The 21,286-nt window shown below is 60.3% G+C and carries 18 protein-coding genes and 1 tRNA gene; 9 read left to right on the top strand and 10 right to left on the bottom strand.

From position 1 onward, the window contains the following. Window positions 1-25 precede the first annotated feature (25 nt). Window positions 26-1,348 carry an OprD family porin gene (locus HP062_RS05380; protein WP_083376741.1) on the top strand — a complete coding sequence of 441 codons (1,323 nt, stop codon included), beginning with the start codon at window positions 26-28 and terminating at the stop codon, window positions 1,346-1,348. Window positions 1,349-1,355: 7 nt separating this feature from the next. Here HP062_RS05380 and HP062_RS05385 read toward each other — a convergent pair. The 7 genes from HP062_RS05385 to fdnG form a co-directional block, all read right to left on the bottom strand. Next, window positions 1,356-1,451: transfer RNA gene (locus HP062_RS05385), tRNA-Sec, on the bottom strand. A gap of 6 nt (window positions 1,452-1,457) precedes the next feature. Continuing rightward, on the bottom strand, window positions 1,458-3,365 hold the full coding sequence (gene selB, locus HP062_RS05390) for a selenocysteine-specific translation elongation factor (protein ID WP_172791009.1): 1,908 nt from the start codon (window positions 3,363-3,365) through the stop codon (window positions 1,458-1,460). Then, a complete protein-coding gene (gene selA / locus HP062_RS05395; RefSeq protein ID WP_172791010.1) occupies window positions 3,362-4,783 on the bottom strand; it encodes an L-seryl-tRNA(Sec) selenium transferase in 1,422 nt (473 codons plus the stop codon). The genes selB and selA overlap by 4 nt, the downstream gene beginning before the upstream one ends. Before the next feature lie 50 nt (window positions 4,784-4,833). After that, window positions 4,834-5,760, bottom strand: coding sequence for a formate dehydrogenase accessory protein FdhE (gene fdhE / locus HP062_RS05400; RefSeq protein ID WP_077748482.1), 927 nt, complete (start codon window positions 5,758-5,760; stop codon window positions 4,834-4,836). 5 nt (window positions 5,761-5,765) lie between these two features. Next, window positions 5,766-6,419 (bottom strand): formate dehydrogenase subunit gamma, encoded by a 654-nt coding sequence (locus HP062_RS05405; RefSeq protein ID WP_010460348.1) that lies wholly within the window; start codon window positions 6,417-6,419, stop codon window positions 5,766-5,768. Further along, window positions 6,416-7,351, bottom strand: a complete 936-nt coding sequence (fdxH, locus tag HP062_RS05410) for a formate dehydrogenase subunit beta (RefSeq protein ID WP_172791011.1) — start codon at window positions 7,349-7,351, stop codon at window positions 6,416-6,418. The genes HP062_RS05405 and fdxH overlap by 4 nt, the downstream gene beginning before the upstream one ends. Continuing rightward, window positions 7,352-10,417 (bottom strand): formate dehydrogenase-N subunit alpha, encoded by a 3,066-nt coding sequence (gene fdnG / locus HP062_RS05415; protein WP_154911692.1) that lies wholly within the window; start codon window positions 10,415-10,417, stop codon window positions 7,352-7,354. 356 nt (window positions 10,418-10,773) lie between these two features. Here fdnG and HP062_RS05420 point away from each other — a divergent pair, with 356 nt between their 5' ends. The 6 genes from HP062_RS05420 (at window position 10,774) to HP062_RS05445 (ending at window position 16,527) form a co-directional block, all read left to right on the top strand. Beyond that, window positions 10,774-11,928 (top strand): MalY/PatB family protein, encoded by a 1,155-nt coding sequence (locus tag HP062_RS05420; RefSeq protein WP_083376736.1) that lies wholly within the window; start codon window positions 10,774-10,776, stop codon window positions 11,926-11,928. Between the two features lie 221 nt (window positions 11,929-12,149). Further along, a complete protein-coding gene (locus HP062_RS05425; protein ID WP_010460357.1) occupies window positions 12,150-13,007 on the top strand; it encodes an SDR family oxidoreductase in 858 nt (285 codons plus the stop codon). A 169-nt stretch (window positions 13,008-13,176) separates the two neighbouring features. Beyond that, window positions 13,177-13,788, top strand: coding sequence for a Yip1 family protein (locus tag HP062_RS05430; RefSeq protein WP_010460359.1), 612 nt, complete (start codon window positions 13,177-13,179; stop codon window positions 13,786-13,788). Between the two features lie 46 nt (window positions 13,789-13,834). Next, window positions 13,835-15,178, top strand: a complete 1,344-nt coding sequence (locus HP062_RS05435) for a sodium:proton antiporter (protein WP_172791012.1) — start codon at window positions 13,835-13,837, stop codon at window positions 15,176-15,178. A 191-nt stretch (window positions 15,179-15,369) separates the two neighbouring features. Next, window positions 15,370-15,666 carry a hypothetical protein gene (locus tag HP062_RS05440; RefSeq protein ID WP_010460363.1) on the top strand — a complete coding sequence of 99 codons (297 nt, stop codon included), beginning with the start codon at window positions 15,370-15,372 and terminating at the stop codon, window positions 15,664-15,666. 384 nt (window positions 15,667-16,050) lie between these two features. Next, on the top strand, window positions 16,051-16,527 hold the full coding sequence (locus tag HP062_RS05445) for a hemerythrin domain-containing protein (protein ID WP_172791013.1): 477 nt from the start codon (window positions 16,051-16,053) through the stop codon (window positions 16,525-16,527). A 54-nt stretch (window positions 16,528-16,581) separates the two neighbouring features. Here HP062_RS05445 and HP062_RS05450 read toward each other — a convergent pair whose 3' ends face one another. Further along, window positions 16,582-17,118, bottom strand: coding sequence for a hypothetical protein (locus tag HP062_RS05450; protein WP_010460367.1), 537 nt, complete (start codon window positions 17,116-17,118; stop codon window positions 16,582-16,584). Window positions 17,119-17,257: 139 nt separating this feature from the next. Here HP062_RS05450 and HP062_RS05455 point away from each other — a divergent pair, with 139 nt between their 5' ends. Continuing rightward, window positions 17,258-17,491 (top strand): hypothetical protein, encoded by a 234-nt coding sequence (locus tag HP062_RS05455; RefSeq protein ID WP_010460369.1) that lies wholly within the window; start codon window positions 17,258-17,260, stop codon window positions 17,489-17,491. Between the two features lie 12 nt (window positions 17,492-17,503). Here the strand turns inward: HP062_RS05455 and HP062_RS05460 are convergent, their stop codons facing one another. Then, the gene (locus tag HP062_RS05460; protein ID WP_172791014.1) at window positions 17,504-19,426 is read right to left on the bottom strand and encodes a PAS domain-containing sensor histidine kinase; all 1,923 of its coding nucleotides are present in this window, start codon (window positions 19,424-19,426) and stop codon (window positions 17,504-17,506) included. Window positions 19,427-19,572: 146 nt separating this feature from the next. Between HP062_RS05460 and HP062_RS05465 the strand changes: the two genes are divergently transcribed. Beyond that, window positions 19,573-20,328, top strand: coding sequence for a DJ-1/PfpI family protein (locus HP062_RS05465; protein WP_172791015.1), 756 nt, complete (start codon window positions 19,573-19,575; stop codon window positions 20,326-20,328). Here the strand turns inward: HP062_RS05465 and HP062_RS05470 are convergent. Further along, the gene (locus tag HP062_RS05470) at window positions 20,309-21,205 is read right to left on the bottom strand and encodes a zeta toxin family protein (protein ID WP_172791016.1); all 897 of its coding nucleotides are present in this window, start codon (window positions 21,203-21,205) and stop codon (window positions 20,309-20,311) included. The two genes, HP062_RS05465 and HP062_RS05470, sit on opposite strands and share 20 nt — an antisense overlap. Window positions 21,206-21,286 lie beyond the last annotated feature (81 nt).

Consider the following 21,286-nt stretch of genomic DNA (forward strand, 5'->3'; position numbering starts at 1 on the left):
AGTCGCTGCTGCGTGGTGATTGATGATGAAGTTTGGCAAGCAAGACCTGCGTACCCGGTTGCCCTTTTGGTTGTCGGTGCTGTTCGCCGGAACAGCCTGGGCGGATGAACCCGCACAAGGGTTTCTGGATGGCGCGGCGCTTGACGTGCTCAGCCGCAACTTCTACCTCAACAGCGACTACCGGTCCCCTTCGCCGACAGGTAAAAGCTATAAAGCCGAGTGGGCTCAAGGCTTTATCAGCACTTTTGAATCTGGATTCACACCCGGCACGCTCGGCTTAGGCCTCGACGCCCACGCCTTTCTGGGATTGAAGCTGGATGGCGGCAAAGGTCATTCCGGGACCGGATTGCTGCCCGTGAATGATGACGGCCGTAGCGAAGACAACTATTCCAGTGGCGGCGGCGCACTGAAAATCAGAGCCTCGCGAACCACCTTGGCGTTCGGTGAAATGATGGTGGAAACCCCGGTGTTCGACACCGCGGACAAACGCTTGCAACCGGAATACGCCACAGGCTTTCTATTGAACAGCCGCGAAATCGATGACGTGAATCTGCTGGCCGGGCATTTCACCGCGTTCAAAAACCAGGACAGTTCTTCGAGCAAAGGCAATTTCTACGGCTACGGCGCCAACACCGAAGCCGGAGGCATTACGTTTCTGGGCGCTGACTTATTCACCCAACGCCCCGTCGGCGGCGCGCTCTATGCCTCAGAACTCAGCGACACCTGGCATCAGTACTACGCCAACCTGCACCTGAAGCAGCCCGGGGTGTTCCTCGACGCCAATCTCTACCACACGCAAGACACCGGCAAAGCGCTGGCCGGCGCCATCGACAACACCGCGTTCAGCCTGTCGGGCAAGTACACCGTCGATGCCCACGCCTTCACCCTGGCCTATCAAAAAATCAATGGCGATACGCCGTTCGATTTTGTCGGCGGCGACTCGATCTACCTCGCCAACTCGATCAAGTACGCCGATTTCAACGGCGCCCACGAACGCTCATGGCAGGCACGCTACGACCTCGATTTGAGCACCTTCGGCATACCTGGCCTGAATTTCATGACCCGTTACGTCATGGGCAGCCGGATCGACGGCACCCGTGCGCCCAAGGGCGGCGCCTACAACCCTTTCGATGAGTCCATCGGCGAATACGTGCCACAACAAGGTGATGGCGGCCGGCATTGGGAGCGCGACATCGACCTGCGCTACATCGTGCAGTCCGGCGCGGCCAAGGGGTTATCGCTGCAACTGTCCCATGTCTCGCATCGGGCCAATGCGGCGCAGGCCGGCGATGATATTGACCGGGTGTACGTGGTCGTTCAGTACCCGCTGAATTTCGGGCATCTATGAAGGGAAATGGCGGAAGGCAGCCGGAGTCGAACCTGCCCGGGAACGGATGCCGTCCCCAACCGGGTTTGAAGCCCGGCCGCGCCACCGGGCGCGATTGCCTTCCTTGAAGTCAGTTTCCTGATGGCTGGGCCAGGGCATTGTCGAGCCGCAGATGGCGCTTGTCGCCAAAGCGTCGGGTCAGGCCCAGCCGGTCGAAGTATTCGAGGATCTGGATGCTGCGCTTGCGCCCCAGGCCCACGGCATCGCGAAATGCCGTGACCTGAATCACCGGGTTCTGCGCGGCCAGTTGCACAAGCATAGCCGCCAATCGGCGAATGACTGCTTCGGTGTAGAACAGGTCGCGGACGACCTGATGCACCAGCCCCAGCCTCGCCATTTTTCGCAGCAGCAGGCGCACCGTCACTTCGTCATGGCCAAGGTCGCGCACCCATGGGGCATTGAATCCGGCCTGTTCGAACAACGGTTGCAGCTGTTGCCACAACGCTTCGTCCTCTTCGCTCAAGCGCACCTGATGCTCGGGCAAATGCAGCCACGGCCCGCTGGCCAGCATGGCGCCACTGGTGAGTAATTCGTCGACCAGGCTGATGAAAGTCGGCCGATCCAAAGATGTCCCGGCGAAGCGCCGCAAGCGATCCCGGTCGGGGCCCATCTGGTCCGGTTCGAGCTGGTGGAAACGAGCCAGATGCCCCAGCAATGGCGCTTTCAGCGCTTCCCAACGGTCAGCGCTGAACAGCAAGGGGCCTTGGCGGGTATCGATCAAACGGATATTGGCGGGCAGGACCCAGGTGTCACGCGGCCGGTTGAACTGACGCTCCAGGCGTCGCGGGTCGAGCCCGGTTTCGCTGTTCAGCAATAACGCAGGCAGCACGTCTTCCAGCGCATGGCGGGTGGCGAGTGCCTGCAGCTGCGCCAATCGCTCGGGACTGCGACGGTGTCGGGTCGGGGCGAACGGGTCGAGCACCCGGCCACCGCCGAGGGTTCGTTGAGCGCTCTGGTCACGCAGAATCAACGGATCGCCCTTGACCACCTGCGCCGGCGCATTCAGCAGGATTTGCGCGAACATCCGTTCACCCGGCGCAACGCTGGCACCTTCCAACAGCGCCACTCGCCCCGTGACATCCTGCGTCCCCAAGTGAACATGCACCGTTTGAAAGTGCTCGAACGCCTTGGCTTCGCTGGCCAGTAACCGCATGTCGATGTCCAGGCGCTGGGTCGGTGCGTAGAGCCACTCGGACACCAGCCAGTGGCCACGGTGAATCTGCTCCAGTGCCAAGCGCTCGGCACTCAGGTTCAGCGCCACTCGCTGACCCGCAACCCCAATCTCTGCGGCCTGGTTTTGCGCATGCAAGCCACGCACGCGCACGGACTTGCCCAACGGACCGAGCATCAGCGTATCGCCCACGGCAACCTGCCCGGACAGCGCCGTGCCGGTCACCACGATACCGGCCCCGGCCACGCTGAACGCACGATCAATCGCCAGACGAAAACCGCCACGGGTGCTGCGTTGCAGCACATCACGCTGCGCATCCAGCAAGGCCAGACGCAACGTCTCGACGCCCTCCCCGGTCACGCTCGACAGGGCAATCTGCGGCGCGCTGGCATACGGCCCGGGCGCCAGCAAACTTTCGATTTGTTCGCGCACGGCCTGCACGCGGGCCGGATCGACCCGGTCGCATTTGCTGATCGCCACCAGCGCCCGAGGGATGCCCAGCAGTTCGACGATTGCCAGATGTTCGCGGGTCTGGGGCATGACGCCGTCATCCGCTGCCACTACCAGCAATACCAGATCGATGCCCTGGGCTCCGGCCAGCATGTTGTGAGTGAAGCGCTCATGACCCGGTACGTCGATAAAACCGGTCAATGCAGCGCCCGGTTCCAATGCGGCGTAGAGATAACCGAGGTCGATGGTCATGCCGCGCTCGCGCTCTTCCCGGCGACGGTCGCCGGCCTGGCCAGTCAATGCCTGGAGCAACGCCGTCTTGCCGTGGTCGATGTGCCCGGCAGTGCCCACGATCACCCAGGCACCTGCAACTGATCGAGTTGCGCCAGCCACGCGACTTCATCGTCCAGTTGGCGCAGATCCAGCCACAACGCATCGTCGTCAATCCGGCCCAGAACCGGGATAGCCAATTGACGAAGCGCCGCTTCAAGGGCCAGTAATTGCCGTCCACGCAATCGTTTAGAAACATTTGGCCGCAGACATAAAGCGGCGCTCGGCAGGCGAGCCACCGGTTGGCTGCCGCTGCCGATCATGCCCAGCGCCGCCACTGCGCTGACGCTCCAGCCATCGCCCAAGGCCTGCGCCAATGACGGTTGCAGACGTTCGGCTTGCGCAAGAATGTCGGCCTGCGGTCGGGTCAGCAGGCGCAGGCTCGGTAGTCGTTCGGCCAGTTGATCGGGATTGCGGTACAGACTCAACACCGCTTCGAGGGCTGCCAGGGTCAGTTTGTCGACCCGCAACGCACGTTTGAGCGGGTTCTTCTTGATCTTCGCGATCAAGTCTTTGCGGCCGACGATCAACCCAGCCTGTGGACCGCCGAGTAACTTGTCGCCGCTGAAGGTGACGATGTCCGCGCCATCGATCAGCGCCTGGCGCACCGTGGGTTCGGCGGGCAAGCCCCAGCGGGTCAGGTCCAGCAGACTGCCGCTGCCAAGGTCTTCGAGCAGTGGCAGCCCGTGCTTGTGCGCCAATTCAGCCAACTCGGCCGTCGGCACCCGGGCGGTGAAGCCTTCAATGGCGTAATTGCTCGCATGCACCCGCATCAGCAGACCACTGCGCGGGCCAATCGCCGCCTCGTAATCCCGGGCGTGGGTACGATTGGTGGTGCCGACTTCGTGCAGTTTGACGCCGGCCCGGGCCATGATGTCGGGAATGCGGAAGGCACCGCCGATTTCGATCAGCTCGCCCCGGGAAATGATCCCTTCCTTGCGCGCGCCCAGGCTGTTGAGCGTCAGCAGCACGGCAGCGGCGTTATTGTTGACCACGGTCACGGCTTCGGCGCCGGTCAGCTCACGGATCAAGCCTTCGACCAGGTCGTCACGGTCGCCGCGCTTGCCGCTTTGCAGGTCGAATTCGAGATTGAGCGGATAGCGAGCGGCCCTTTGCACCGCTTCGATGGCTTCGTCTGGCAATAACGCGCGACCGAGGTTGGTGTGCAGCACTGTGCCGGTCAGGTTGAACACCCGGCGTACCTGGCTGCGATGCTGGAGATCCAGGCGCTCGCCCGCTCTGCCAGCCAAGACTTCGGGGGTGATTTCAACGGCGTCGAGTTGGCTTGACAGTACCGGTTCGCGCAGGTCATCCAGCAACTGCCGCAGGCTGGCCAGCAGCGCGTCACGCCCATAGCGCTCGGTCAATGGCACGCACGCCGGATGGCGCAGCAAACTGTCGATGGAAGGCAGCCGCAAGGCTGGGCTGGCGGATCTGGCAGGCATCAGGCGCTCCCGCAAACGTTAACTGTCGCGCCTGAGTGTAGCCGTTGTGCTTAATCGCCTCCCGGTGCGAGCAGAAGATTCGGTGCCGGGCGCACGTAACCCTCCTGTTCCAGACGCATGTCCAGCATCAGGCTGGTCAGGTCGGTCGAGAGCGCTTCGGCCTCGGCGTCGTTTTCCAGGTACAGCAGTTTCAGGTAGCTGTGGCAGCCGGGGCAGGTTTCGGCGCGCAGCGGCGCCTGATTAGCGGCATGGCGGTCGTCATCGAGGCTGACGTATTCCAGGCCTTTGCTTTGTTCGCAGTACACGCATTTGACCCGCACCACGTGCCATTCGCAGGCACACAACGAGCACACCAGATAACGCAAACCGTTGTGTTTGCCGCGATGGCGAATGACCCCGGCCATGGCCGGCGAACCACAGGCCGGGCATTGGTTGAGGCTGTCGCCGGGTTTGAGCGCAAGCTTCGGCGTGTGCAGCAGCCAATGACTGAACGCGGCCTGCAACGCTGCGCCAAGAAAGGGCACCAGCGCCGCCGGCAGCAGCGAATACTGGCCGCTGACCAGTGCGATCGCCCAGGCTTTGCGTTGCCCGCTGTTGGCATTGCGCAAGGACGCGATGGCTTTCTCGACGGCGGAGTCTGGTGGTGGCGAGTACCGCTGCAACAAGGCGTCGAGATACGCGAGCCAGGTGTCTTCGCGCACCAGGCTGTCGGCGGCGAACGGTGGCAGACCGTGTTGCTGGCACATTCGCAGGCGCTCGGGATCGAGTGGCGCCGAGTCAGGTGGATTGTCCAACAGGTCCTGCTGAACGCGGCACAGGTCCGCCACCAGCCGCAGGTAATCGGCCAGTGGGTGCCCGTCTGCCAGTTTTTCCAGGCGCAGCGCCCGCAACGCGAACAGGTTGTTCGGTGGCAGGTGCAGGAACGGCGGAGAACCCGCCGCCGCTTCGATCTCTCCAGGCTCAAGAATGGTTGCCAAAGGGCTTATCCTTTTTTGCTGATCGGCCGCTCAGGGTGCTCGTCCCGGGTCACTTCCCGATACCAGAGCTCATGGTGCTTCTTCGCCCAGGCGCGGCTGACCCCGCCATGCACCATGGCGCTGACCGAGCCTTTGATCCAGAGGCCGGCATAGATGTGGACAATGATGCTCAACACCAGCACAAAACCCGCCAAGGCATGTAGCAGCATCGCCCAGCGAATCGAGGTGATGCCGAAGTATTCGCTGAAATACGCACGCCAGATCACCAGCCCGCTGAACAGCAACACCAGCATGCACAGCAACAAGATCCAGAACAGCAGCTTCTGCCCCGGGTTGTACTTGCCGATCGGCGGCACACCCTCCTCTTCATTGCGGATCACCCGCCCGACGCGCCGGAGCCACAACCGGTCATTGCTGATAAAGAAATTCGCCCGAAAGAACTGGATCACCAGACCAAGGAACAGCACAAACATCGCCACCCCCAGGAACGGGTGCAGGATGCGTGTCCACGGCCCGCCGCCGAACAGGTGGCTGAGCCAGAACAACGCCGGGTGAAACAGCGCCAAGCCTGACAGCGCGGCCGTGAAAAACAGGATCGCCACCAGCCAGTGATTGGTGCGCTGGTTTGGGGTGTAGCGCAGGATCTGTCTGCGGATCATGGTCTGTCCTCCCCACGCGGATCAAAGGTATGCACCGACGGATCGACTTCATGCACGGCCGGGTCGTTGAGTGGCGGCAGTTCATCCTCCTCGACCAACTGCGGCCCGACGCGCACGTAGTGGAAGAACCCGGCCAGCACCGCCAGGCCCATGGCCAACAACCCCAAGGGCTTGCTCACGCCCTTCCACAATTCCACCAGCGGGCTGATCGTCGGGCTGCCCGGCAAACCGGCGTACAGCGTCGGCGTGTCGGCGTGATGCAGCACGTACATGACGTGCGTACCGCCCACGCCTTCGGGGTCGTACAGGCCGGCGTGATCGAAGCCGCGGCTTTTCAGGTCGACGATGCGTTCGGCGGCGTGTTCTTTCATGTCTTCCTTGCTGCCGAACACGATGGCGCCGGTCGGGCAGGTTTTCACGCAGGCCGGTTCCAGCCCCACTTCCACCCGGTCTGAACACAAGGTGCATTTATAGGCCTTGTGATCCTTTTGCGAGATCCGCGGAATGTTGAACGGGCAGCCGGTGATGCAATAACCGCAACCGATGCAATGGTCCTGATCGAAATCGACGATGCCGTTGGCGTGCTTGATGATCGCCCCCGGGCTCGGGCACGCCGCCAGGCAACCCGGCTCGGCGCAGTGCATGCAGCCATCCTTGCGGATCAGCCACTCCAGGTTGCCGGCATCGGTTTCATGCTCGGTGAAGCGCATCAGGGTCCAGGTTTCTGCGCTGAGGTCTTGCGGGTTGTCGTAGGTGCCGAGGTTGTGGCCGACGTCGTCGCGCAACTCGTTCCATTCCGAGCAGGCGACCTGGCAGGCCTTGCAACCGATGCACTTGGTGGTGTCGATCAGCTTGGCCACTTCCTCCTGGTTGCGCACCGAGGACGGCACGGTGGTGGTGGCCGAACGGGCGATGATGTCTTGGCTGGCCATTTAGACTTTCTCCACGTTGACCAGGAATGACTTGGATTCCGGGGTCTGTGTGTTGCCATCGCCGAGGAACGGCACCAGGGTGTTGGTCAGGTAACCGTGGCGCGTGAGGCCGGTAAAGCCCCAGTGCAGCGGGATGCCGATCTGGTGCACCACCTGATTGTTGACCTGCAGCGGACGAATCCGCTTGGTCACCACCGCCACCGCTTCGATGTGCCCGCGCTTGGAACTGACCCGGACCCGGTCGCCGGCGACAATGCCTTTCTCCTTGGCCAGCACTTCACCGATCTCGACGAATTGCTCGGGTTGGGAAATCGCGTTGAGCTTGCAATGCTTGCTCCAGAAGTGGAAATGCTCGGTCAGCCGGTAGCTGGTCGCCGCATACGGATAGTCTTTGGCCACGCCGAGGGAATCCCACACCGAATCGAAGATCCGCGCCGCCGGGTTGCTGGTGGCTTTCTTGTTTTGCGGGTGCAGCGGGTTGATGCCGATCGGCGTCTCGAACGGCTCGTAGTGCTCGGGAAATGGGCCTTCGTTCATCTTGTCGACGGCGAAGAACCGCGCGATGCCTTCGGGGTTCATGATGAACGGATTCATCCCGGCTTCCGGCGGCGAGTCGGCCTTGAAGTCCGGCACATCGGTGCCGCCCCAGGCTTTACCGTTCCACCACACCAGGCGCTTTTTCTCGTCCCATGGCTTGCCTTGCGGGTCGGCGGAAGCGCGGTTGTAGAGAATCCGTCGGTTGGCCGGCCAGGACCAGGCCCAGCCCTGATGTTGGTGCATGCCGTAGGGGTCGCTGTTGTCGCGCCGGGCCATCTGATTGCCCGCCTCGGTCCAGCTGCCGCAGAAAATCCAGCAGCCGCACGCCGTGCTGCCGTCGTCCTTGAGCTGGCCAAACCCGGCCAGTTGCGCATTCGCCTTGATCGTCGCGCCCGTGGCGTCGGTGTAGTCGGTGATGGCCGTGCCGTTGATTTCGCGCGCCAGTTCTTCCGGCGAGGGTTCATCGGCGATCTTGTACGGCCACGACAGTTTGAGGATCGGGTCGGGATAAGCCCCGCCCTTGGCTTGATAGCGCTGGCGCAGCCGCAGGAACAGTTCGCTCATGATCTGCACGTCGGTGCGCGCCTCGCCCGGGCCATCGGCGCCTTTCCAGTGCCATTGCAGCCAGCGGCTGCTGTTGACCAGCGAGCCGTCCTCCTCGGCGAAACAGGTGGTGGGCAGGCGAATCACTTCGGTCTGGATACCGGCGGTTTCCACATCGTTGTACGGCCCGACATTGCGCCAGAACTCCGAGGTTTCGGTGGACAGCGGGTCCATGACCACCAGCCATTTGAGCTTGGCCAGGGCCGCCATGACGCGATTCTTGTCAGGCAGCGCCGCGATGGGGTTGAACCCCTGGCACATATAGCCGTTGACCTTGCCCTGGCCCATCAGGTCGAACACTTTGAGGATGTCGTAGTTGGGAATGTCCAGTTTCGGCAAATAGTCGTAAGCCCAGTTGTTCTCCAGCGTGGCGTTGTCGCGGTACCAGGCCTTCATCAGGCTGACGTGGAATTTGCTGTAGTTCTGCCAGTAGGACAGCTGCCCCGGACGCAACGGCATTTGCGTGCGCTTGGTGATGTAGGCGGTGTAATCCTGCTCGGCGTCGTTCGGCAGGGTCAGGTAGCCCGGCAGTGCGTTGGACAGTAAGCCGAGGTCGGTCAAGCCCTGGATGTTGGAGTGCCCGCGCAAGGCATTGACGCCCCCGCCCGGCATGCCGACGTTGCCTAATAACAGTTGCACCATCGCCGCGCTGCGGATGATTTGCGAACCGATCGAGTGCTGGGTCCAGCCCAGCGCGTAGAGAATCGTCATGGTCTTGCCCGGTTGCGAGCAGGTGGCGATTTCTTCCCAGATCTTCTGCATGGCATCAACCGGCATACCGCAAATCTGGCTCGCCAGTTCGATGTTGTAGCGGCTGTAATGCTGCTTCATCAGCTGATACACGCAGTGCGGGTCTTGCAGGCTCGGGTCGGTTTTGACGAAACCGTCCGGGCCCAATTCGTACCCCCAGCCGGATTTGTCGGTATACACACGTTTGGCCGCGTCGTAACCGCTGAAGATGCCGTCCTCGAAGCCGTACCCCGCTTTGACGATAAACGACACGTCGGTGTAGTTGCGCACGTATTCGTGCTGGATTTTGTCCTCGTTCAGCAGGTAATTGATCAACCCGCCCATGAACGCGATGTCGGTGCCGGTGCGAATCGGCGCGTAATAGTCGGCCACCGAAGCGGTCCGGGTAAAACGCGGATCGACCACGATCAAACGCGCCTTGTTGTGCGCCTTGGCTTCGGTCACCCATTTGAAACCGCACGGGTGCGCTTCTGCTGCGTTGCCGCCCATCACCAGGATCAGATTCGCGTTGGCGATATCGGTCCAGTGATTGGTCATGGCACCACGGCCGTACGTCGGGGCAAGACTTGCCACCGTCGGGCCGTGTCAGACACGCGCCTGGTTATCGAACCCCAGCATGCCGAGACTGCGAATGACCTTGTGGGTGATATAACCCGCTTCGTTGGACGCCGCCGAGGCCGCCAGAAAACCGGTAGTCAGCCAGCGGTTCACCGTTTGGCCTTTGTCGTTCTTCTCGATGAAGTTGGCGTCGCGGTCGGCCTTCATCAGGTCGGCAACGCGATCCAGTGCCTCATCCCAGGAGATGCGCGTCCACTCGGTGCTGCCGGGTTTGCGCACCTGCGGATATTGCAGGCGCCCGGGGCTGTGAATGAAGTCCAGCAGGCCGGCGCCTTTGGGGCACAGAGTGCCGCGGTTGACCGGGTGGTCTGCGTCGCCTTCGATGTGGATGATGCTTTGCGCGACGTTTTTGGCGTTATCGCCCTGGCTGTACATGATCAACCCGCAGCCGACCGAGCAATACGGGCAGGTGTTGCGGGTTTCATGGGTGTGGGCGAGTTTGAAATGGCGTACCTGCTCGGCGAAGGCAGGCGTGGGCAGCATGCCCAGCGCGCCGAGGCTCGAGCCCGCAAGGCCGATACCGGCGACCTTGAAGAACTGACGACGGTTGAGGTCCATCGTGCACTCCTGATCAGGTGGAGACCCGGTACTTTTGCCGGGTTTTTCTGGACGATCACGGTGCCGGCAGCGTGGCTACCGACACTTTGAACTCTAGACAATGGGAGAACTGACTGCCTGAAAACCGACCATCGGGCAGTGCCCAAATGCCAGCCATCACGCATAACCCTGTGGGAGCGAGCCTGCTCGCGATAGCGGTGGGTCAGTTTGCATAGATGTTGAATGAGCTGACGCCATCGCGAGCAGGCTCGCTCCCACAGGGGTTTGTGTTGTTTGGGCGATTACCGTCTCGCTCCCACAGGGGCTTGGCGTTTATCATGGCGCCACGTTCAACCCCGCTTTTTATGAGACTGAGCATGACCTTCGATTTTGATCAGGTGTTCGACCGCCACAACACCGGCAGTACCAAGTGGAGCCGCTACCCGGCCGACGTGTTGCCGATGTGGGTCGCCGACATGGATTTCGCCGCGCCGCCGGTCATCCTTGAAGCCCTGCGTAAACGCCTGGAACACCCGATGGTCGGCTACAGCGTGCCTCAGGACGATTTGCGCGCTGCCATCGTCGCCGACCTCTGGAACAAATACGCCTGGCGCGTCTTGCCGGAGGAACTGATCTTCCTGCCGGGTGTGGAGTCGGGTTTCAACATGGCCCTGAAGGCGCTGATCGAGCCGCAACAAAACGTCGTGGTCCAGGTGCCGAACTACCCGCCGCTGCGTCATGCGCCAGGTCATTGGGGCTTGAACAAGGTTGAACTGGAATTCGACGCGCTGGCCGATGGCACGTACAACACGCCGCTTGCGGCCTTGAGCCAGGCACTGACCGGCGGCGGCGCGCTGTTGCTGAGCAACCCGCACAATCCGCTGGGCAAGGTTTTTCCGCGGGAAGAACTGCAAGCGCTGGCGGACATTTGCCTGGAACACAACGCGTGGATCATCTCCGACGAAATCCACGCCGAGTTGTGCTTCGACGGGCGCGTGCACATTCCCACGGCATCGCTCAGCCCGCAGATCGCCCAGCGCACCATCACCCTGATGTCGGCGAGCAAGGCTTACAACATTGCCGGTCTGAAAACCTCCTTCATGATCATCCAGGACTCGGCGGTGCGTGCGCGGGTCAATCATGCCCGTTGCGGCATGGTCGACAGCGTCAACCCGCTGGGAATGGAAGCCACTCGCGTTGCCTACAGCGAAGGCGGCCCGTGGCTGGCCGGGTTGACGGCGTACCTGCAAGGCAATCGGGATTACCTGGTGGAAGCGGTTCGCACGCGCTTGCCGGGCGTGACGATGAACATCCCGCAGGGGACGTATCTGGCATGGCTCGATTGCTCCGCCCTGGGGCTGGACAATCCGCAGCAGTTCTTCCTCGATCAGGCCAAGGTCGGCCTCAGCCCCGGCCTGGATTTCGGCGACAACAACCGCCAGTTCGTGCGCCTGAACTTCGGCTGCCCACGGGCATTGCTCGAAGAAGGCTTGGCACGCATGGCGCGTAGTTTGCTCAACCTCAAGGCCTGACAACACGACAAATCCCTCTGTAGGAGCGAAGCTTGCTCGCGAAGGCGGTGTGCCAGTTGACACATGTATGACTGACACACCGCCTTCGCGAGCAAGCTTCGCTCCTACAAGGGATTTGCCAGGATTCGGGGTTTTGTGCACCCACCTGAATCCAACCGAACTCAAGGCAAAACATCAGGGTCAACCCTTTGAATCCTGTGCCCCGAGATCGGAGATTTGCCATGACTGACTACCCAAGACCACCCTTCCCCAAACAAGGCCAGCCTGTCCCAGGCTCCCAAAAGAAAATGGACCCGTATCCAGACTGCGGCGAAAAAAGCTACAAAGGCTCGGGCCGGCTGGATGGCAAGATCGCCCTGATCACCGGGGCCGACAGCGGCATCGGCCGTGCGGTCGCCATCGCCTTCGCCCGTGAAGGCGCCGATGTCGCGATTGCCTACCTCAATGAACATGAAGACGCGCAGGAAACCGCACGTTGGGTCGAACAGGCCGGACGTCAATGCGTGCTGCTGCCCGGCGACATCGCGCAGAAAGCGCAATGCCAGGCCCTGGTGGACAAGACAGTCGAACGCTTCGGGCGGATTGATATTCTGGTCAACAACGCCGCGTTCCAGATGACGCACGAACACTTCGAAGACATCCCGGACGAAGAATGGGTGATGACCTTCGACGTCAACATCACCGCCATGTTCAGGATCTGCCAGGCCGCGCTCAAGCACATGAAGGCCGGCAGTTCGATCATCAACACCAGTTCGGTCAACTCGGACATGCCCAAGCCCACCCTCCTGGCCTACGCCACGACCAAGGGTGCCATCGCCAACTTCACCGGTGGCCTGGCGCAGATGCTCGGGCCGAAAAACATTCGGGTGAACAGCGTGGCGCCGGGGCCGATCTGGACACCGCTGATCGTCTCGACCATGCCCGATGAAGAGGTGCAGAACTTCGGCGCGCACACCCCGCTGGGCCGGCCGGGCCAACCGGTGGAAGTGGCGCCGATTTACGTGCTGCTGGCGTCGGACGAGGCCAGCTACATCACCGGCCAGCGCTACGGCGTGACCGGCGGTAAACCGATGTTGTGACCGCCCGCTGTAATAGCAGCAGCCTTGTGGCGAGGGGCTTGCCCCCCTCGCCACAAGCTGCGCCAACGGCTACACGTCATTCCGCGAAGTCGCGAAAAAATGAACCCCTGACAAATCTCCCCCCTCAATACGTTTAGGCCCCCATCACGGGCCGTTGGAGGAGGTCGTCATGTCCGCACCTATCGTCAAACTGTTCACCCAGCCCAATTTCGCCTGGACGGATATTCGCCGGGAGGAGGAAGCACATCCGCGCCATTACCTCGCGCATTTGCTGCTGCTCGCCTTGATCCCCGCCGTCTGCCTGTTCATCGGCACCACCTATGTCGGCTGGAGCCTGGCCGAGAACGAAACCGTCAAACTCAGTACTCAAAGTGCGTTGCAGCTCTGCGTGCTGCTGTACGTCACCATCATCGCCGGCGTGGCGTTGATGGGGGGATTCATCCGCTGGATGTCGCGCACCTTCGACGCGCGTCCGACCATCAATCAATGCATCGGTTTTGCGGCGTATACCGCGACGCCGTTTTTCCTGGCGGGGATTGCCGGGCTGTACCCGAGTCGCTGGCTGGCAATCATTGTGTTGATGGCTGCTTCGGCTTATTCGACGTTTTTGCTGTTCGTCGGCCTGCCGACGTTCATGCACGAGCGCAAGGAACAAGGCCTGCTGAATGCGGCGTGCGTCTGGGGCGTCGGGCTCCTGGTATTGGTGACTATTCTGGTAGAGATGATTCTGCTGTGGTTCAACGTGCTGACGCCTGAATACCTGCGCGCCACGGTCGGTTGATCCGCAAAGGCCAACAAACGCGGTCCACCCCCAGCGAGAACCGAGCATGAGTTTCATTTTATGGGTGGCCGTGTTGGGTGCTGTACTCCTGACGCTGGCGCTGACCTCGTCCTACCTGCGATGGATGCCAGTGACCACGTCGGCGGTGTGCCTGGTGCTGGGCGCCGCCATCGGCCCGGCCGGGTTCGGGCTGTTGAAACTGGACACCGCTGACGCTTCGATCTGGATGGAGCATCTGACGGAAGTCGCGGTGCTCTTTTCGCTGTTTGTCTGCGGCCTGAAATTGCGCTCGCCCCTCAAGCATAAAAACTGGCGGATTGCGGTCGGCCTGGCCGGCCCGGTGATGCTGCTGACCATTGTCGGCGTCTGCTTGTTGCTGCATTACGCATTGCAATTGTCATGGGGCGCGTCTGTGCTGATCGGCTCGATCCTGGCCCCCACCGATCCGGTGCTCGCCGCGCTGGTCCAGGTCAACGACGCGCGGGATGACGACAGCGTGCGCTTCGGCCTCTCCGGTGAGGCCGGGCTCAATGACGGGATCGCGTTTCCGTTCGTGATCCTTGGCCTGCTCCTGCTGCAACACGAGGGTAACCCCGGCTGGTTGGGCGACTGGGTGCTGCGCAGTCTGATCTGGGCGGTTCCGGCCGGTTTTCTGACGGGGTACTGGATGGGACGCGGCATCGGGCGCCTGACCTTGGCGCTGCGGATCAAGAACGATGACAGCACGCTGTCTCCGAACGATTACCTGGCCCTTGCTTTGATTGCCCTGGCGTATGTCGGGGCCGAGTCTATCCACGCCTATGGGTTTCTGTCGGTGTTCGCCGCCGGCCTCGGATTGCGCCAGGAAGAAGTCAGCTCCACGGGCAACGACGAAACCCCTGCCGAGCATCTGGTCCAGCCGGTGGTCGGTCACCAGAACGTCGAACCACAACACGCGGTGCATGGCGATACCGACAACCTTGAAGACACCCAGGTCGCCGCGGGCATCATGATGGGTGACATGCTCGCCTTTGGCAGCCTCGTGGAGCGGGCGATGGAAGTGTTTCTGGTGACACTGCTCGGCGTCGTGGTGATCGCTCACTGGGACTGGCGCGCCCTGCTCGTCGGCGGGGTGTTGTTTTTTCTGGTTCGCCCTTTGAGTGTCGCCGTGATGCCGTGGGGCCGATTGCTCGATTGGCGCCAGCGAATGTTGATCGGCTGGTTTGGCATCCGTGGCATCGGCAGCCTGTATTACTTGTTCTACGCCTTGAATCACGGGCTGGGTCAGTCGGTGTCGACGCTGTGCATGGACCTGACCTTGTCCGTGGTCGCGTTGAGCATTTTGATCCACGGCATCAGCACGCAACCCACCCTCGCCCGCTATGAACGGCGCAAGAAACGAATTATTTGATTTTTGCCTGCGTGTTTACAGGTTGAATCAAACGAATTTTCGCCTCGAAGAATTTGAAATCCCTGTGCAACTCGACAGTCACAATCTTAATTCCGCCTGTTTTCTTTTATACGGCGGAACCCGACAGGTTCGGTTCCACTGTGGCAAAGATGCCTATTAAAAGGGACCTCGAAAAAAGTAAGGTGCCGGTCATGGTTCACTATTCAACTCCCGATCAAATCAAAGCCTGCCGGGCGTTTGCCCTGGAATGCAATCGCCAGATGTTCGAAGACGCCCAGGCGTTGAGCCGAAGCGCTTTCGAGATGCTTGAGGACGGCGACATGGACCTGGAACGGTTCGAGCATTACAGGGCGATGCGCAGGAAGGCTGATTTGAAGTTTCAGGAAGCGATTGAGCACCTGCGTTTGCTCAACGCGGACTTCCCACCGATCCCGATGTCCGTGAATAACGCCCACCGGTTGCGCCAGCAGCTTGAAGACCGGGTTTGATCCTGAAAAACCCCGGGGCATCAGCCCTGACGCACTCCATATAGCCGCTGGCGAATTCGCCTTCGGCTATCGCATCAGTTTCCACGCTCTCCGTCAGCGGAACATCCCTTGAACCCGGTGTCAGGATGCGGCGAATCTGATCGACGGTAACACCGACAATTCACATTTTTCGACGAGTGAATTCGCGCCGCGAACTGCATGAGTCAAATTCCAGACTCATGCAGCCTGCACGACCTCAATTCGCCATCAAATCTTTTAACCAATTGTTTTATATAGCTTTACTCATGGCGGTGAAATCGGCACGACAAATGCTCCCAGTGTAAAAGCGACCTACGGCCATGAGACCGTTTGCGCCTATTCCGTGACTATTTGAGAGATTCGACCATGAACGCCATCGACCTGTTGAAAGCCGACCATGAACGCGTAAAAGGCATCCTGACTCAGTTAAGCGAGTCCACCGAACGGGGTGTCAAAAAACGCACCGAGTTGCTGGCCAAGCTCGAAATGGAGATCACCATCCATACCCGGCTCGAAGAAGAAGTCTTGTACCCGGCGTACAAAAAAGCCGGTGGCAAGGAACAGGACGTTATGTACTACGAAGCCAAGGAAGAAAACCGCACAGTGGATTCCCTGGTGTTGCCGGACCTGAAAGTCACCGACCCTTCCACCCCAGAATTCGCGGGTCGGGTGAAAGTGGTCAAGGAGCTGCTGGAACACCACATCGAAGAAGAGGAAACCGAAATGTTCCCTCAGACGAAAAAACTGCTGGGCAAGGCCACCCTGGAAGAATTGGGCGCGCAAATGGAAACGCTCAAGGCTCAGTACAAGAAAGAAATGAGCGCGTCCAATCTGGCGGCTTGATTTGGTAGTCGATGTCAGAGAGCCCGGCAAATGCCGGGCTTTTTAGTCTGCGATTCAGCCACCGGGATTGGTGACCTGGATGTAAACCGCATAAGTGCCCAGCAACACCCAGAACGTCGCGAAAATCCACGGCGTCCGCACGGAAAACAGCAGCGATTTGCGGTAGCCCTTGTGGGACGATTCCATCTCACTGAACAGCGGGGATTCATCGTACGCCAGCCCCATCAATGGCTCGCTGCGCAACAGCTCACTTTGCTTGAAGTGCCAGTGGTCGATGATGTCGTAGGCCGCACGAATGCCCGGCCAGGCGTTCAGCGAGCTCAGTAAACCCAGCAGCGCGAGGAACGGCGGCACCACCAGGGTGAAGAGTTTTCCCCATTCGGGATTGAGGTTGGCCATGCAGGAAGCAAAGGCAATCACCAGGAACGACTGCGCGGCCAGGTAAGCGTCGGTTCGATTGGCGAGGATGCTGGTTTCGTACTGGATTTCCCGACGGTAGAAATCCAGACGCTCCTTGGGCGAGCCGAACATTTTGGCGTTGTGTTCGGACAAGGCTTCTTCGGCGGTAGGTTCGGTCAGTATTCTGGGCACGGAAATTACACAAGGACTGGGAAAGCGTTATGACGAAAACTGTCCCGGCAAAGTTCAGCCGAATTTAATGCGCCTCGCTCGAACGCTATTTCGCTGCCGTGGTCCTTCAAAATACACAGGCTGACTTCAAGGATTGCGGATGGACACTCTCGATTGGGTGCAATGGCCGGCGATGCTGGTCACGGTATTGGCGGCGTGGTTGATCGGCTCGCAATCACCCTCGCGCAGGGTGTGGGGCTTCAGCTGCTTTATCGTCAGCAATCTCTTGTGGGTGATTTGGGGCTACCACACCCACGCCTACGCATTGATCGTGTTGCAGTTTTGCCTGTGTGCCATGAACTTGCGCGGTTTCAAGAAGAACGTGAAAGGCTGAGCACGACGCCCGTTACTTCATGGCCAGCGCAATCACCTCGACCAAATTGAGTTGGGTATACGGTTTGGACAAGCGAGGGAGTGTGGTCGCGAAGCCTTCAAGGCGCTCGGCATAACCCGTGGCAAGAATGATCGGTACGTCCGGCTTCAACGCCCGGATGGCATTGGCCAACTGCTCACCGTTCATTTGTGGCATGGCCATGTCGGTAATGACCAGGTCAACATGCTGCTCGCGTTCGAACAGCTCAAGCGCTTGGGCACCGGACACCGCACTGATCACCCGATGGCCGAGGTCCTCAAGCAACAGGCCGGTGCTGGTCAGCACCAGGCTGTCATCGTCCACGACCATGACGCACAACTGAGCCACTGGCGGAGCGGCCACTTCCGATTCGGCGGGATGATTGAGCGCAGCGGTGGTCGCGGCGGGTATCCACAGTTCGGCGACAGTGCCGATGTCCTTCTGACTCTTGAGAATGAATCGCCCGCCCAGTTGTTCTATGAAGCCATGGATCATCGACAACCCCAGCCCCGTGCCTTTGCCCACCCCTTTGGTGGTGAAAAACGGGTCCATGGCCGACGCCAGGGTGACCTCATCCATGCCCTCCCCGTTATCGGCAACACTCAGGCAAACATAGCGTCCGGGCTCCGGCAATAGTGTCGATTGGTCGCAGACGTCTTCCGTCCGGGTACTGATGACGATTTTTCCGCCGTTGGGCATCGCGTCCCGGGCATTGGTGGCGAGGTTCAGCACGGCCAGTTCGAGCTGATTGACATCGGCCATGACCGGAACGAGGTCGGGGGAAAAACGGGTTTCGAGCTGTACAGAAGGCCCGAGGGAGCTGCGCAGCAGGCCGCTGATTCCTTCCACCAGCGCGGGTATTTCGACGGATTCGGACTTGAGTTCCTGACGTCTGGCGAACGCCAGCATGCGTTGAGTCAGGGACACCCCACACAGGGCACCTTGGGTGGCGTTGTCGACCAATCGAGTGACTTTCGGATTATCTCCCACGCGTTTACGGACGATTTCCAGGTTGCCAAGGATAACGGTCAGCAGATTATTGAAATCGTGGGCGATCCCGCCACTGAGTTGGCCGATGGCCTGCATCTTCTGCGCCTGGAACAGTGCTTCACGGGTTTGTTCCAGAACCTTCTGTGCTTGTGTGGCCTCGGTGATGTCCCGGGTAATTTTGGCAAAGCCCAGCAACGTGCCCGTATCGCCCCAGATCGGATCGACCACCACATGGGCAAAGAACCGCGTGCCGTCCTTGCGCACGCGCCAGGCCCTGTTTTCAAAGCGCCCTTCCCGCATAGCCGTCTCCAACGCACGTTGGGGCTCCCCGGCTTCACGGTCTTCGGGGGTATAGAAGAGTGAAAAATGCTGACCGATGACTTCTTCGGGTCGGTAGCCTTTGATGCGCTGGGCGCCTTGATTCCAGTTGGTCAAGCGTCCATCCGGGGCGAGCATATAGATGGCGTAGTCAGTCACGCTTTGAACCAGCAAACGAAACTGCTGCTCGCTTTGCTTGAGCGTCTCTTCGGCCATTTTGCGGTCGGTGAGGTCCCGGGTGATCTTGGCAAATCCCAATAGATTGCCTGCCGGGTCGCGAATCGGATCGATCACCACATGGCACCAGAAGTGTGTTCCGTCCTTGCGAACCCGCCAGCCTTCACCCTCGAACCGTCCTTCGCGAATCGCCGTATCCAGCGCGCGCTGGGGTAGACCGGCACTGCGGTCTTCTTCGGTATAAAAGCGCGAAAAATGCTGTCCGAGGATCTCCTTCTCCTCATACCCCTTGAAACGTTTGGCGCCAGCGTTCCAGCTGGTGATGATGCCATCGGGGTCAATCATGTAGATCGCATAGTCCACCACCGCATCAATCAGCAGGCGAAAGCGCATTTCCTCGATGGCGTTGGTTTTGGACTGGTTATCACTCATCGATCACACCCGTGACTGTTGTTTTGCGAAGTATGCGTCAAACCGTGGGTTTGGTAAGCCAGAAAACGGTTGTGCACTGGAGCATAGCGTTCACTCCGCCTATTCTCGATGCCAAACGCCATTCCTGGCGGTTCCAAGGCGCCCCGATGATCCTGATTCTGTTGCCCACTTCCGACTACGATCCCACAGAGAGCAGCGTTCCATGGCAGGCCATGCGTCAGGCCGGCATCGAGGTGCGCTTTGCGTCGCCCGAGGGATTGCCCGCCTACGCCGATTCGCGTCTGGTGGACATCGGTTTCGGCCCGTTGAACCCGCTGCTGATGACGCGCAAGGCCGACCTGGCCAGCTACGCCCGGATGATCGAAGACCCCTCCTTTCGCCGACCGCTGAACTATGACGATGTGGACCCCAGCGAGTTCCAAGGACTGCTGATTCCCGGCGGGCATGCCAAGGGCATGCGCAGCCTGTTGGAGTCCGAGCAGGCGCGACGGATCGCCCTGCACTTTTTCAAGACAGACAAACCCGTGGCAGCGGTCTGCCACGGCGTACTGTTGCTTGCCCGAACCCTCGACCCCGATACCGGACGTTCGGTGTTGCAGGGACGCAAGGTCACCGCCCTGGTCGCCAACACCATGGAGCTGCCTGCCTGGGCAATCACCGCCGCCTGGTTCGGACGCTACTACCGGACCTATACCCAAACCGTCGAAGCGGAAGTCACGGCCGCCCTGTCCAGCCCGACGGATTTCCTGCGCGGGCCCGTCCTCGCGGTGCGTGATTCGGCGGACCAGCCACAACGCGGGTTCGTCGTCCGTGATGGACTGTTGTTGACCGCGCGCTGGCCGGGAGACTGTCATCGCTTTGCCGCCGAGTGGGTTCGCCTGCTTACCGGCTCACGTATTTGACGATGTAGGCGTACAGGTCGTTGTAAACGAAGTCAGGAACAACCTGGGCGTAAGTCTGGGTGTTGAGTAACGCCAAGTGGCATTCTTTAACTATCTCGTCACGCTCACTCAGGGTGTGGACATGATTATTGATGATGCTTTCATAGGCGCTGTATGCCGTTGGCGTCGTAGAGGGCGTCACGCAAGCGGTTGTGGTGTAGGTGATATGAGCACGCGAGACGCGTTCCTTCAGCGCCCCGAACCCGCGTTCATACACCGTGATTTGTGAACGATCGACCGCCTTCGAGGCGGTTTCGAAGGCCAGGATCACCGCTTGCTCATTCCTCATGGAGCTCTCCAGTGTCGATCGCGTGACAAACCTTTCCAGTTCGCGGTTTTCCAGGCTTTTAAAGGCTCTTTTGATGCACGAAACGTGAGCGAACTCCAGCGTGCAGCCAACGATATGCGTTTCGAACTGATAGCCGGCCGCCGTCGCGAGTGGTGGAAATGCCGCGAAATCGATGCTGTCGAACGCACACTCCATGATGATGTTGTATTTGAGTGTGAAGGCTTCGGTGAAGATTTTGGCGCAAAGCTCTCGTACGAAAGCTTCGGTATGTTCATAGGCATGCAGCACGCCGAGCTTGATCATCTCTGCGTATTGAGGATGTTTCTGCCGGTATTCGGGCAGGTAGAGACGAACATACTTGTCGTAGCGCCTGGTCGGCAGGAGTGTGTTTTCCAGCAGGAAGGTTTTACCCGAGCCTTGAAGCCCGGCAACCACCAGGATTTTCGGCGTTTCCTCGGCCGTGATACCGCGGAACAGCGTGGTTTTGATGGCATTGAACGCGGCGCTGACTTGTTCAGTGGTGTAGGTGTAGTTAGGTGCGGAGGACATGCCTTGATTTCCTTATCAAAGAGCCGGCTGAAATTGATTGCCTGCCCTTTGAATAAAGCGCTGTTTCACCGCTTGTTCAAA

This window comes from Pseudomonas sp. B14-6 (assembly GCF_013260315.1).
GTDB lineage: Bacteria > Pseudomonadota > Gammaproteobacteria > Pseudomonadales > Pseudomonadaceae > Aquipseudomonas > Aquipseudomonas mandelii.